The sequence below is a fragment of the Halomonas sp. IOP_6 genome (assembly GCF_021151565.1).
GTDB classification, from domain to species: domain Bacteria; phylum Pseudomonadota; class Gammaproteobacteria; order Pseudomonadales; family Halomonadaceae; genus Vreelandella; species Vreelandella alkaliphila.
Genome location: NZ_JAIRBO010000004.1, coordinates 184,763 through 198,474 on the forward strand (window position 1 = coordinate 184,763; position 13,712 = coordinate 198,474).

14 protein-coding genes are annotated in these 13,712 nt (G+C 51.8%); 12 read left to right on the plus strand and 2 right to left on the minus strand.

The features are described 5' to 3' along the window. Nucleotides 1–19 precede the first annotated feature (19 nt). A complete protein-coding gene (gene yihA, locus K7H08_RS09250) occupies nucleotides 20–655 on the minus strand; it encodes a ribosome biogenesis GTP-binding protein YihA/YsxC (protein ID WP_038479588.1) in 636 nt (211 codons plus the stop codon). A 310-nt stretch (nucleotides 656–965) separates the two neighbouring features. On the opposite strand from yihA, the gene K7H08_RS09255 reads away from it, so the two are divergent. From K7H08_RS09255 to dtd, 10 genes are all read left to right on the plus strand, one after another. Continuing rightward, nucleotides 966–1,595: a c-type cytochrome gene (locus tag K7H08_RS09255; protein ID WP_038479585.1), complete on the plus strand. Its 630-nt coding sequence runs from the start codon at nucleotides 966–968 to the stop codon at nucleotides 1,593–1,595. Nucleotides 1,596–1,700: 105 nt separating this feature from the next. Beyond that, nucleotides 1,701–2,333 carry a thiol:disulfide interchange protein DsbA/DsbL gene (locus K7H08_RS09260; RefSeq protein ID WP_038479582.1) on the plus strand — a complete coding sequence of 211 codons (633 nt, stop codon included), beginning with the start codon at nucleotides 1,701–1,703 and terminating at the stop codon, nucleotides 2,331–2,333. A gap of 2 nt (nucleotides 2,334–2,335) precedes the next feature. Continuing rightward, nucleotides 2,336–3,166, plus strand: a complete 831-nt coding sequence (locus K7H08_RS09265; protein WP_038479579.1) for an endonuclease/exonuclease/phosphatase family protein — start codon at nucleotides 2,336–2,338, stop codon at nucleotides 3,164–3,166. A gap of 101 nt (nucleotides 3,167–3,267) precedes the next feature. Next, complete coding sequence (locus tag K7H08_RS09270; protein ID WP_038479576.1) at nucleotides 3,268–3,828, plus strand: TRAP transporter small permease subunit; 561 nt, start codon at nucleotides 3,268–3,270, stop codon at nucleotides 3,826–3,828. Beyond that, nucleotides 3,828–5,231, plus strand: coding sequence for a TRAP transporter large permease (locus tag K7H08_RS09275; RefSeq protein ID WP_231657748.1), 1,404 nt, complete (start codon nucleotides 3,828–3,830; stop codon nucleotides 5,229–5,231). The genes K7H08_RS09270 and K7H08_RS09275 overlap by 1 nt, the downstream gene beginning before the upstream one ends. A 185-nt stretch (nucleotides 5,232–5,416) precedes the next feature. Beyond that, nucleotides 5,417–6,526, plus strand: a complete 1,110-nt coding sequence (locus K7H08_RS09280) for a TRAP transporter substrate-binding protein (RefSeq protein WP_051626398.1) — start codon at nucleotides 5,417–5,419, stop codon at nucleotides 6,524–6,526. Nucleotides 6,527–6,683: 157 nt separating this feature from the next. Further along, complete coding sequence (thiD, locus tag K7H08_RS09285) at nucleotides 6,684–7,514, plus strand: bifunctional hydroxymethylpyrimidine kinase/phosphomethylpyrimidine kinase (RefSeq protein WP_231657749.1); 831 nt, start codon at nucleotides 6,684–6,686, stop codon at nucleotides 7,512–7,514. A 157-nt stretch (nucleotides 7,515–7,671) separates the two neighbouring features. Beyond that, nucleotides 7,672–8,517, plus strand: coding sequence for a universal stress protein (locus tag K7H08_RS09290; RefSeq protein ID WP_231657750.1), 846 nt, complete (start codon nucleotides 7,672–7,674; stop codon nucleotides 8,515–8,517). 70 nt (nucleotides 8,518–8,587) lie between these two features. Next, entirely contained in the window at nucleotides 8,588–9,169 is a 582-nt protein-coding gene (locus tag K7H08_RS09295) for a chalcone isomerase family protein (protein WP_231657751.1), read from the plus strand. Nucleotides 9,170–9,247: 78 nt separating this feature from the next. Continuing rightward, nucleotides 9,248–9,685 (plus strand): D-aminoacyl-tRNA deacylase, encoded by a 438-nt coding sequence (gene dtd / locus K7H08_RS09300; protein ID WP_038479561.1) that lies wholly within the window; start codon nucleotides 9,248–9,250, stop codon nucleotides 9,683–9,685. A gap of 49 nt (nucleotides 9,686–9,734) precedes the next feature. Here dtd and K7H08_RS09305 read toward each other — a convergent pair whose 3' ends face one another. Continuing rightward, complete coding sequence (locus K7H08_RS09305) at nucleotides 9,735–11,681, minus strand: ATP-binding cassette domain-containing protein (protein ID WP_038479559.1); 1,947 nt, start codon at nucleotides 11,679–11,681, stop codon at nucleotides 9,735–9,737. A 29-nt stretch (nucleotides 11,682–11,710) separates the two neighbouring features. On the opposite strand from K7H08_RS09305, the gene K7H08_RS09310 reads away from it, so the two are divergent. Together K7H08_RS09310 and K7H08_RS09315 are read left to right on the plus strand one after the other, a co-directional pair. After that, nucleotides 11,711–12,283 carry a TIGR02444 family protein gene (locus K7H08_RS09310; protein WP_231657752.1) on the plus strand — a complete coding sequence of 191 codons (573 nt, stop codon included), beginning with the start codon at nucleotides 11,711–11,713 and terminating at the stop codon, nucleotides 12,281–12,283. Nucleotides 12,284–12,510: 227 nt separating this feature from the next. Next, nucleotides 12,511–13,557 (plus strand): TRAP transporter substrate-binding protein, encoded by a 1,047-nt coding sequence (locus tag K7H08_RS09315; protein ID WP_038479553.1) that lies wholly within the window; start codon nucleotides 12,511–12,513, stop codon nucleotides 13,555–13,557. Nucleotides 13,558–13,712: the final 155 nt, after the last annotated feature.

Sequence of the window (13,712 nt, forward strand, 5' to 3'; positions counted from 1 at the left end):
TTGTTCGGCGATCCTTGGTTTACTCAGGGGTATGCAGCCACTGGTCGAGCTTTTGAGAAAGCGTATCTACACCGTCGCGCTTGAGCGATGAGAAGAGCTGAACGGAGACTAAGTCTTCCCACTCTTTAAGACGAGAGCGGACTTTTTGCAGCGCGGCACTAGCAGGGCCTTTTTTTAATTTATCGGACTTAGTAAGCAGAATGTGCACAGGCATTTCGCGCTCATCTGCATAGTTGAGCATCATTTGGTCGAACTCGGTTAGCGGGTGGCGCACGTCCATTAGCAGTACAAGGCCACGTAGGCTAAAGCGGCCACGCAGATAGTCAGACAGGTGCTGCTGCCACTCTAGCTTTACCGCTTCAGGCACTTTGGCGTAGCCGTAGCCGGGCAAGTCGACTAAGCGACGCGATTCGTCGTTCATGACGCTGAAAAAGTTGATCAATTGAGTGCGGCCTGGCGTACGCGAGGTGCGGGCAAGGGCATTTTGTTGAGTAAGTGCGTTAATCGCGCTTGATTTACCCGCATTTGAGCGCCCAGCAAACGCGACTTCTGCGCCGGTATCGTCTGGACACAGAGCAAGTGTTGGTGCGCTAATCATAAAACGCGCTGTGGGGTAGTTCAGTCGAGCGACTGGGTGATCATTGGCAGTAGACATGGTGTTAATCCTGAAAAACAGACGTATAAGACGGCCCGTTTCACCACGTTAACGTGAGTAAATGACGGTACCGCGACGAATTACCCCAAAAGCAGACCTGGACTTGCATTCCCGCCGCTAGGGTGATTCGTTATAATGCAAGCGGTTTATAACTGCGACCTGGGGCGCTAGTGTACCATCGCGCTCTAGCCAGCAGCGACCAACACGGCATGTTGTTCGTTTTGGCGGAGCTGACCCTGGTAAAGTGCTGAACCTGGGCAGCGCCCGGGATGCGTACCAGTCAATAATCAAACGGCATAGTGGAATAGCAATGAGAAAGTTACTGGCAAGCCTGGCAATTACCATGGGTGCCGTTGGCACCGTGCACGCTCAAACCGACCACCAAGCTGACGCGGATGCGGCGGCAGGTCGTGAACTGGCTCAAACCTGTGCGGCCTGTCATGGTCAGCAAGGTATCAGCGCAGTGGGTACCTTCCCTAATTTGGCAGGGCAGCAGATGTCCTATCTGGCCAAGCAAATCATGGATATTCGCGACGGCAACCGCTTGGTTCCCACCATGGCTGGTCAAGTCGATGCATTCTCTGATCAAGACGCTTGGGATGTTGCGGCTCACTTTGCAGGCCAAAACGCCAATCTTGGCCAAACTAACGATGAAGACTCAGAGTTTTTAGCACGCGGTGAAGAGCTGTACCGGGCGGGTGATATGTCCAAAGGTATTCCTGCTTGCAGTGCTTGTCATACACCTACGGGGGCTGGTATTGGCAGCGCGGTATATCCAGCGCTTTCAGGTCAGCACGCAGAGTATACGGTGTCCACGTTGCAAGACTTTGCTTCCGGTGAGCGTGCTAACAGCCCGAACAACATCATGGGTGATATCGCTTCCAAAATGAGCGATAACGATATGGAAGCTGTAGCGAATTACCTGTTAGGCTTGAACTAGTCGTAGCTAATCAAGGTTCCCTATCTCGCTGGTAATTAAAGAGATAGGGAACCTCTATGCATGCTCGGCAGTCACAGTCTCGCTCATTCTTGGAGAATTTTCGCTATGTTGAAAACGTTAATGGTCGCGATTGCTGGCTTAGGTTTATCTGCGGCAGTAAGTGCTCAGGAGTTGGTAGAGGGTCAGCACTACACACTGCTTGAGTCGCCAGTGGAGACACAGGTCGACGAAGGGCAGATTGAAGTGACCGAAGCGTTTTGGTTTGGTTGCCCGCATTGCTATCGGCTGCAAACACCAGTAAATGAGTGGTACGAAACACTTGAAGACGACGTTAGCATTGTGCATATGCCGGCTACCATGGGTGGTGCCTGGAATACCCACGCGACGGCATTTTATGCAGCAGAATCTCTAGGTATCGAAGATGAACTGCACGCTGATTTCTTTGAGGCCATTCATGAAGATGGTCGCTCACTGACAGATGAGGATGAAATCGCCGAGTTTTTCTCTAATTACGGTGTAAGTGAAGAAGAAGCTAAGCAGGCGTTGAAGGCGTTTGGCGTTCGTAGCGAAGTCAATAAAGCCAACAGCCGCATGCGTGAAATGCGCCTGATGGGTGTGCCAGCGCTAATTGTTGATGGCCGCTACGTTGTGTCGCCAAGCACGGCGGGTAGCTTGGAAAATATGCCGCAAATTGCGGATGCGCTTGTCGAGCGCGTGCGTAACGAGCGTGCACAATAACGGTGTTAAAGCATGGTCACGCAGGTGGGCAAGTAGGCTCGTCTGCGTTGTCTTTGGTTGAACGTGGCCATATCCGCTTACTGACGTTTAATTTGCAGGTAGGTATTCAAACGTCAGCGTATCACCACTACCTCACGCGGAGTTGGCAGCATGTTTTGCCTCACCCTCAACGTCTGGAACGCTTGGCGCAAATGGGTAATGTGCTAGAGCCATTTGATGTGGTGGGCCTGCAAGAGGTTGATGGCGGTAGTTTTCGTTCCGGTCGCGTAAACCAAGTTGAATACCTTGCCGCTAAAGCACGCTTTCCCCACTACTTTCAGCAGCTAAATCGTAATTTAGGGCAGTTTGCTCAGCACAGTAATGGGCTATTGTCACGTATAGTGCCTAGCCACATCGAAGAGCATCGTCTGCCAGGGATGTTGCCAGGGCGTGGTGCAATTCACGCACGCTATGGTGAGGGGCCAGATGCACTGCATATCTTTGTCGCCCACTTGGCGCTGAGTCAGCGCGGGCGTGTGCGTCAGCTGAATTACTTAAGCAATATTATTGAGCCGCTGCGCCATGTGGTGGTCATGGGTGATTTAAACTGTACGCCTGACCAGCTTCATGCTCATGAACGTTTTAGTACCTCGTTGCCACTTCACCCGGTTAAGCCGCTGCTTAGCTATCCATCCTGGCAGCCCCGGCGCGCCCTGGATCACATCCTGCTTTCCCAGACACTTGAAGTCGCAGATGTCCATGTACTGGACCATCTGTTTTCTGACCATTTACCGATTGCTGTCGATTTACCGTTACCTCCAGCCTGCCTAGCGGCGATTCGCCAAAGCGTTTAATAATAAGCTTGCTAGGCAGTTTATGGGCGCTGCATTGTCTGCGTATATGCGCTATTGTCTGGGGCGCTGACCCCCTTAGTCGTTTTACGCGAGACACTTCCATGTCAGATACAACACAACTACCTGCGTTTATCGCTGCGCTGGACCGCGCTTCGGAGTGGTTCGGACGTAGCCTTGCGTGGCTGATCATCATTATGATGTTGATTCAGTTCGCGATTGTACTGCTTCGTTATATTTTCAGCGTTAACAGTATTTTTATGCAAGAACTGGTGATGTACATGCACGCCAGTGTCTTTATGCTCGCTGCGGCCTACACCTTTCGCCACGATGGCCATGTGCGTGTCGATATCTTCTACCGTGGAATGACGCCACGTCGCCAAGCGATGGTTAACATCGTGGGTATTATCACGCTGTTGATGCCTGTGATGGCTTTTGTCATTGCTTCCAGTTTAGGCTACGTTGCTAACTCCTGGCGTATTATGGAAACCTCCTCCGATTATGGTGGCATTCCAGCCGTCTTTGCACTGAAAACGTTAATACCGCTCTTTGCCGCGCTGATGATCGTACAAGGCATCATTGAAGTGGTGCGCAACGGCTACGTATTTACTGGCCGGATACCCCCATCTGTTGGTGATGATAACCACCTTGAGGAGCGCGTTTAATGTTGGAATTTATGCCGCTTATTTTATTTGCCACCATCTGTATCGTACTGATGTTCGGCTTCCCGGTGGCGCTTTCGTTAGCGGGCACCGCGCTGTTGTTTGCAGGAATGGGCCTAGGCCTTGAGACCATCGGCGTCGATGCCAATTTCGACAGTGGTTATCTCGCCGCGTTGCCCAACCGGCTTTACGGCATTATGACCAATCAAACGTTATTGGCAGTGCCATTATTTGTCTTAATGGGCGTTTTATTGGAGAAGTCCAAAGTAGCTGAAACACTGCTTGATGCGATGGCGCTGCTGTTTGGTGCCATGCGTGGCGGTTTAGGTATTTCAGTGACATTGGTAGGTATGTTGATGGCAGCATCTACCGGCATTGTGGGGGCCACCGTGGTTACCATGGGGCTGATGTCGCTACCTACCATGCTAAAGCGCGGTTATAGCACCTCGCTGGCGACCGGCACCATTTGTGCGACCGGTACGCTTGGCCAGATCATCCCGCCCTCCATTGCATTGGTACTGCTTGGCGATGTGCTGTCGTCCGCTTACCAGCAGGCACAGCTCTCGATGGGTATTTTCAGCCCTAAAACGGTCTCTGTGGGTGATCTGTTTATGGGAGCGCTGGTGCCTGGGTTACTCCTGGTCGTTATGTACATGATTTACGTGGCTCTGGTAGCGTGGTTTCGCCCGCAAATGGCCCCAGCTGCAGACCGTGAAGAGCTAATGGCGGAGCTTGGTCACACTTCAGGCCTGGGGATGCTGCTGTTGAAAGGCTTAGTGCCGCCTGTGGTGCTAATTGTGGCGGTGCTTGGCTCGATTTTAAGCGGTTTTGCAACGCCTACCGAAGCGTCGGCTGTCGGTGCCTTTGGTGCCCTGGTGCTGGCGCTGGCTTATCGTCAACTGGATTGGGCAACGCTGAAAGACGTGCTGCGTTCAACTACCCATGTGACGACCATGGTATTTATGATTTTGATTGGTGCGGCGCTGTTTTCGTTGGTCTTCCGGGCCTACGGCGGCGAGCATATGGTCACCGACTTGTTCGAAGGTATGCCCGGTGGAGTGGTGGGGGCGACCATTATCGTGATGCTGGTCATCTTCCTACTTGGCTTTATTCTCGACTTTATCGAAATCACGTTTGTGGTGGTGCCCATCGTTGGGCCGATTCTGCTGGCCATGGGGCTTGACCCAATTTGGCTGGGCATCATGATCGCTATTAACCTGCAAACGTCATTCTTAACTCCGCCGTTTGGCTTTGCGCTGTTTTATCTGCGCGGCGTAGCGCCACCCTCGGTGCCGACCTCGGCAATTTACCGTGGGGTTATCCCGTTTATCCTGATGCAGCTTGGCATGCTGCTGATGCTAACGTTTTTCCCCCAACTGGCTACATGGCTACCTGCTCAATTTTAGGCTACGTCTTTTTGATTAGTGCCAAGTTGAAAACTATCGTGACTATCAACGCAACTAAGTGGCAACCTTAATCAAAAGCAGCCAAGCTACGTAAACGAACGGCTTGTAACAAACCGCCTAGCCAATTGGGCTAGGCGGACTCCTCCTACCTATAACAGTAATAATAGAAGCAAGAGGGTTAATATATGAAAGCCAACGCTTTACCTGTCGCCATTGCGATGACAGCCGCTCTATCCACTAGTTTGCTGGTAGTTTCAAGTTTTGATAATCAAGCTCAGGCACAAGAAAATTTCCGCTGGAAAATGGTCACTTCCTGGCCGAAAAACTTCCCAGGTGTGGGGCAGGGGCCTGAGCGGCTCGCGCAACTGGTGGAAGAGATGTCCGATGGTCGCCTGACCATTGAAGTATTTGGTGCTGGCCAGTTGGTACCTGGGTTTGAGGTCTTTGATGCTGTGTCTGACGGCACTGCTGAGCTTGGCCACTCTGCTTCTTATTACTGGAAGGGCAAAGCCCCTGAAGCACAGTTCTTCGCTGCCGTGCCGTTTGGCATGAACGCACAGGAAATGAATGCCTGGCTGCATTTTGGCGGTGGCATGGAGTTGTGGAACGAAGTTTACGAGCCTTTTGGTGTGGATGTCATGGTGGCGGGTGCTTCTGGCGTTCAAATGGGGGGCTGGTATAACAAGGAAATCAATTCGATTGAAGACCTTGATGGTCTGAAAATGCGCATGCCAGGCCTAGGTGGTGAAGTGATGAGCCGTATGGGCGTTGCCATTGTGAACATGCCTGGCGGCGAAATCTTCACATCACTTCAGTCAGGTGCCATTGATGCGACCGAATGGATTGGTCCCTATAATGATTTAGCTTTCGGTCTGCATCAGGCTGCCGATTATTACTACTATCCTGGCTGGCACGAGCCGACGGTGATGTTTGAAACCATTGTCAACGAAGAAGCCTTAGCCGAATTGCCCGCTGATTTACAGGCTATTTTGACGACCGCAGTGCGCGATATTAATGCGAATGTGCTTGATGAGTACACCGCGCGTAATAACGATGCGTTGGAGACGTTGGTCAACGAGCATGAGGTTGAACTGCGCCGTATTCCTGACGACGTGTTGGCTCAGGCACGTGAGCATTCAGAAGACGTTATTGCTGAATTGGCTGAATCAAGCGAGCTGGGTACACGGATTTATGACTCCTATCGTACCTTCCAGGATAAGGTCGAAAACTACCATGCGATTTCTGAACAGGCGTACTACAACGCACGGAATCCAGATGGAGACACAACGCAGTAGCGGCTCAATAGCGATGTAACTATGCTATTAGCATTCTGCTCTCGTTGAACACACAATGGCCGCCTAAGGGGCGGCCATTGTTTTAGTTAAGAAGCCCCTATTGAGCGCTGTACTTGGGTATTCTAGAGCGCTACTGAACCGTTAAGTAAGGAGCCCCATGTCCAACGATTCTCGCCTTCGCAATGTACTTACCATCGCAGGATCTGACCCCTCGGGTGGCGCTGGCTTGCAGGGTGATCTGAAAACTTTTTCGGCGCTGGGTGTCTACGGCACCAATGTCATCACTGCTGTCATCGCCCAAAATACCTGTGGTGTGGCTTCCGTTTATCCGGTTTCGCCTCACGCTATTCGCGAGCAGCTAGAAAACCTGATAAATGATGTGGCATTAGATGCCGTTAAAATTGGCATGGTCGCCAGCCGTGAGGTTGCCGAGGTAATCGCTGAAGTCTTGCGGCAAAACCGTCCCAGCTGGATCGTACTGGACCCGGTAATGGTGGCCAAAAGCGGTGATATTCTGGTCGATGACGCAGGCATTCGTGCTGTGCGCGATATATTGGTACCGTTGGCTGACGTAATTACGCCCAATTTGCCTGAAGCGGCTGTGCTCTTAGACGCCGAGTCACCGAATTCGCTGGATGACATGGAAGCGATGCTGCCAGCGCTGGTGGAGTTGGGCGCTCCTTATGTGGTGCTGAAAGGTGGGCACCTACGCGGAGATACCTGTCCTGACTTACTGGCAACCCCGGACGGCCACACATGGCTTCCTGCCTCGCGTATTGACACTGACAACCTGCACGGCACGGGCTGTGCTCTCTCGTCTGCGATCACTGCGTGTCTAGCAAAACTACCCGCCGATGCGGCGCCAAATGCGCCTAAGCAAGCGATTGGTGAAGCCAAGTTGTGGCTACATGCTGCATTAGAGGCGAGCACGCGGCTAAGTGTCGGTCATGGGCGTGGGCCGGTGCACCACTTTCATGCGTGGTGGTGATGTAAATGACCTAGCGCAATAAGCGTACAGAGCAGCAGTCGAAAAGCTAAGACACACCTTGCGGTATGCACAAACGGACACCATGCTGAAAGGTGCCCGCTTGATCGTCCAAAGTGCCTACTGACGGTGCCGACTTGATCGGCCAAGGAGTTGCGCCATGTCTCGCACGCTGCTGTTCGCTACGGACCTTTCTCAGGATAACCGCGCTGCGTTTGCCCGCGCTCTTCGGCTGGCCTATGCCCAAGGGGCGCAGCTCGACATTCTTCACGTCCTTGACCCTTACTTGCCCCACCGTATTCTTCACGACGTTGAAAGCGCGGTTAACGAAGATATCAGTGCCACATTGACCGACCTGCGCGAAGATTACGCGCTGGAAGCGCCTTCGTTGCTTATTCAAACCGTTGTGGGGGCGCCTCATGTTGAAATTGTGCGAGAAGCCCACGAACGCAATGCCTCGTTAATTATTATGGGCATGCACCGTAAGCGCGGACAGAAAGATCTCCTTTTGGGAACCACCGTGATGCGTGTGCTGAGAAGTGCGCCCTGTCCAGTGGTGGTCGCCTCTTATCTACCAACGCAGCCTTGGCAACATATCCTGGTGCCGATCGACTTTTCGCTGACTGCTCGTCAAACGCTCAGGGAGGCGCTCATTCGCTTTCCAGAAGCGAAGTTGACGCTCCTACATGCCTGGAGCTTGCCTGGAGAGCGTGAGTTGGGCTCCCAGGCTAATTTTGCCCAGTGGAGAGACCATGAAGTAGAACGCTTACGTAGGACGCTGGATAACGAGATTGAGAGTTTAATGCGCGATCTTGATGGCGTCCCTGATGTTGAGTTAGTGCTCGAGCCAGGGCAACCTTGTGATGTGCTTCAAGATTACATGAAGCGACACTCTCCAGATTTGGTGATTATTGGAAGCCGTGGCCAGCCCCAGCACACCAGCCAAGTGACTGAAATGCTGTTAGGCGAACCTCACTGCGACCTCATGCTATGTCGCTCCTGGTAGTTGTTGTACGGAACCTTTATTTTTGTTTTGTGTATGTATAGTTAGTGTTCCGAAAAATAGAGGTTTCGCTATGCTATATGTACACAAACACCCTTTAATGCTGGGCACGCTGCTGTCAGTCGGTACACTTTTATTGGCACCCAGTGTGCTGGCAGATAGTGTGACTGAACGAGGAGAGCGCTTTGAGCGCGTCGTGGAAATTAATGGTCAGCACTACGCGTTAATGGGTAGTGGTGTGTTCCGCTATATGATCTGGACCGCCTATGCAGGAGCTTATTATCAGCTTGAGGGAGAAACTGAGCCGCTGCCATTGAGTGATGTCCCTCGTCGCCTTGAGTTAGCTTATTTTCATAACATTGAGGCGGCTGATTTTGCTGAAGCGACTGAGAAAACGCTAAAAGAGTCGCTGACACTCTATGAGTTTAGCCAGATTGAGGAGGACCTAGAGCGGCTGAATCAGCGCTATCGTGCTGTAGTGCCTGGTGATCGCTATCTACTCAGCTGGGATGGAGAGTCGCTGCAGCTCGCCTTGAATGGCGATGTGGTATTTGAAGATGACAGTGCTGAATTCGCCAGCGCTATGTTTGGTATTTGGTTGGGCGAGCGTCCTCTAAGCGATGATTTTCGCGATGCGCTACTGGGCCAGGGTTAATTCAAATAAGGGTTTTGTCTGACGCCTGTGCCAGCGAGTACACTGTATTTTCTTTGGGACACATCGCAAGAGGCAAGTGTGAAGGCACTGATTCAGCGGGTAAAAAACGCCAGCGTGACGGTCGAAGGTAAGATGGTAGGGGCCATTGACCATGGTCTCCTGGCTTTAGTGGGCGTTGAAAAGGGCGACAGTGAGGCTGATGCTGAAAAACTACTGCATAAGCTGCTGCACTATCGCGTTTTCAGTGACCAAGAAGGCAAAATGAATCATAACCTTCAACAGGCTAACGGAGGCTTACTGCTGGTATCTCAGTTTACGTTGGCCGCTGATACTCGCAAAGGTTTGCGCCCCAGCTTCTCTAGCGCTGCACCACCTGCTGAAGGCGAGCGCCTGTTTGACTATTTGGTGGCTAAGACATCCGCTGCCTGGCCCAACGTTGCAACCGGCCAATTTGGCGCTGATATGCAAGTGGCGTTAATTAACGATGGGCCGGTAACGTTCATGCTTGAAAGCTAGTTTACTTAATTTGACTAGATTAAAGCAGCCAGTATTAGTCAGCGCAGGGCTAGGCGTCTTCGCTGGCTAATAGCTCTGCTTCCATTGTTTCCAGCGCTTCCTCGGCGGCGAGCCACTGCTGCTCGGCGGTGTCCAAGCGGCTTTTGATTTTCGCCTGTTGGGCAAGTGCTTCGGTCAGTTCTGCTTTACGAGCGCTGTCGGTATAAAGTGTCGGGTCAGCCAAAATAGCTTCTACTTCTTCAAGCGCCTGCTGAGTTTTCTCCAGAGTTTTTTCAGCTTGATCACGCTCTTTTTTCAGTGGTCGCAGTTTCTCGCGCAGCTCCGCCGCTGCTTTGCGAGCGGCTTTTCGGTCACCGCTAGGCTGCTGACTTTGGCGTTCGCTTTTTTCGCTACGCGCATCGCGTCTGCCCTCTTCCAAACGCGCCTTTAACCATGCTCGATAGTCATCGAGATCGCCATCAAAGGGTTCAACACGATGGTCTGCTACCCGCCAGAATTCATCAACCGTGGCACGCAATAAATGCCGGTCGTGAGACACAAGAATGACCGTGCCCTCAAAACTTGCCAGCGCCTCGGTGAGCGCCTCGCGCATTTCCAAGTCCAAGTGGTTGGTTGGCTCATCGAGCAGCAGCAGGTTGGGTTTCTGCCAGGCGACCAGCGCGAGCGCCAAGCGCGCTTTTTCACCGCCGGAGTAAGTGCCAACTTCGCCAAAGGCGTCATCGCCCTTAAAGCCAAAGCCACCTAGGAAATTGCGAATTTCCTGGTCACTCGCCTTGGGAGAGAGCCGTTGCACATGTACAAACGGCGTCGTCGTCACGTCCAAGCTTTCCAACTGGTGCTGGGCAAAATAGCCAATGGCTAAATGCTCACCTGGCACGCGCTTGCCCTCTAGCAGCGCAAGTTCACCGGTCAGTGATTTAATCAGTGTCGATTTGCCCGCGCCGTTGGGGCCTAACAGGCCGATGCGACTACCGGGTAATAACGTAATGTTGACCTTCTCTAACTGCGCGACATCGCCTGTTTCGCTGCGATAGCCGAGGGTCGCTTGGTCAAGCACGAGCAGCGGATGTGAGGTCTTATCTGCGGCAGGCAGCGTGAAGTGAAAAGGCGAATCCGTATGAGCAACAGCAATATCCCCCATACGCTCCAGCATTTTTACACGACTTTGCGCCTGCTTTGCTTTGGTTGCCTGGGCGCGAAAGCGCGCTATAAAGCGCTCAATTTCTTCGCGGCGAGCCTGCTGTTTGGCTGCTTCTGCTTGCTGTAGAGCGAGTTTTTCAGCCCGCGTGCGCTCAAAGCGAGAGTAGTTGCCGCGGTAAAGCTCGAGCGTTTGATGATGCATATGCACAATGTGATCACACACGGCATCCAGAAAGTCGCGGTCATGAGAAATCAGCAGTAATGTGCCAGGGTAGCGGGTTAGCCACTGTTCTAGCCAAAGTAGGGCATCGAGATCCAGGTGGTTAGTCGGCTCATCAAGCAGTAATAAGTCGGAAGGCATAAACAGCGTGCGGGCTAGGTTCACCCGCATACGCCAGCCACCGGAGAAGTCTGACAAAGGCCGCTTAAGATCCGCTTGCACAAACCCGAGCCCCACTAACAGCTGTGATGCCCGCGATTCTGCCGTGTAGCCATCCAGGGTTTCGATAAGCCCATGTAGCTCGGCTTCCCGATGTGCATCGTCTGCTTTGCGCGCGGCCAGTAGATCAGCCTCCGCTTGTCGCAGCGCATAATCGCCATCCAGCACGTACTCCACAATGGGGCGATCCAGCGCTTCAACTTCCTGGGCCATGTGGGCTATCCGCTGGCCGCCGCTCATCTCGACGTCGCCCTGGTCGGGGCCGAGCTCGCCTAGCAGAAGTTTGAATAAGCTCGACTTACCGGCGCCGTTTGCCCCGATAATGCCTGCCTTTATACCGCTGTGGAGCGTAAGGTCAGCGTTATCGAGTAGCGTTTGTGTACCCCGTTGCAGGGCGACTTGGCGCAGTGCGATCATGCATTCTCCCGAAAAAAGTGGGTAAATCAATGTTCGATTCTAACCGATTCCAGCGCTTACAGCAGGCTCCACTATGGGATTTTGCGCTGACATTTTATGCCCAGCCTGGAGTCGAGCAAGCATGCCTTGTTCTGCAAGATAGTGCAGGGGTGGATGTGTGTGAGCTTCTAGTGCATAGCTGGCTCTACCACTACGGTCTTCAGGTAACGCTTGGCGCGCTGTCAATGGAGCGCAAAGCGCGGGAGTGTTGGCAGCAATCGATCACAGCTGTTTTGCGGCAGTTGCGTCGTGATCTTAAGCCACAAGCAGCAGAAAGTGAGGGCATTGCCCAGTTGCGAAAGACACTTCAGCAGGCCGAACTTCAAGCTGAGCGTGAGAACCTTCAACGCTGGCAACACTGGATATTGCAAACGTCTGAACTTAACCAGCAATTAACAAACTGCGCTATAAGTAAGCAAGATGTCGCACAATGGCTGCAAAGTAAGCTGTTTTCTGATGGCCTTGCGTTTGATCAAGTAGTTGTGTCACCCGAGCGCGAGAACGTCAGAGAGGCGATTGCTATACTTGCGGAACGGCTTGACCGCTACGAGCGACCGCGCTAGCCTGAAATTAAGCTATTTTTGAATAACGCGTGTTTTAAGGTTGTTATTGCTTGTGTAACTGTTTCTAAACGTATTCAAAAAGATAGGCTTTATGAATGATGATTTTATAAATAGTTACTCTAAAGTCACTGGCAACTAACAGAGCGTTTAAGAGCGACACGCATTATACAAAAATTAAATATTAGCGCACTCGCATAGCGCGCTTACCACTGCTAGGGGAACTCTGCATGAAGGCAAGCAAGTTAATTTCGACTCGTTCAGTAACGACTAAGTTAATGACGACGGCGAGCGTTGGTGCACTACTATTTGGTCTCAGCGCAGCTGCTCAAGCAGATAACTGGCGTTACGCCCACGAAGAGTACGAAGGCGATGTCCAAGATGTGTTTGCTTACGCATTCAAAGACTATATTGAAGAGAATTCCGATCACAGCGTTCAGGTTTACCGTTTTGGTGAGTTAGGTGAATCTGATGACATCATGGAGCAGACCCAAAACGGCATTCTTCAGTTTGTAAACCAGTCGCCTGGTTTCACGGGTTCTCTTATCCCAGAAGCGCAAATCTTCTTTATCCCTTACCTGCTACCAACAGATGAAGAAACCGTCCTGACTTTCTTTGATGAGAGTAAGGCCATCAACGAGATGTTCCCTGAGCTCTACGCTGAACAAGGCCTTGAGCTACTGAAGATGTACCCTGAAGGTGAAATGGTCGTTACCACCGACGAGCCGATCAGCTCGCCGGAAGATATGAATAACAAGAAAATTCGTACCATGACGAATCCATTGCTTTCAGAAACGTATGATGCTTTTGGTGCAACACCAACGCCGCTACCGTGGGGCGAAGTATATGGTGGCCTGCAAACCGGCATTATCGATGGTCAAGAAAATCCGATTTTCTGGATCGAGTCTGGCGGTTTATATGAAGTATCACCGCACCTTACCTTCACAGGCCATGGCTGGTTCACTACCGCCATGATGGCTAACCAAGACTTCTATGAAGGCTTGTCCGATGAAGACAAAGAGCTAGTGCAGGAAGCGTCTGCTGCTGCCTATGATCACACAATCGAGCACATTAAAGGGCTAGCCGACGAGGCATTAGCTAAAATCCAGGAAGCTTCGGATGAAGTCACTGTGACACGTTTGGATGAAGAACAAATCCAAGCTTTCCGTGACCGTGCTCCTCAGGTTGAAGAAGCCTTTTTAGAAATGACGGGTGATAAAGGTGCTGAGCTGTTGGAGCAGTTTAAAGCTGATCTCGAAGCCGTAACTAACGAATAATTTACCGTTTAGTGCACTTGTTTTGAACGGTAAATCACCTAGGGGGCAGCCAGCGCTGCCCTTTTTTTATTTTTATACGCTCACCCGGTGCTGATAGCCATCTAACAAAAAAAAGCTCGTTACCTTGCGTAAAACACAGAAAAATTTACGTACAT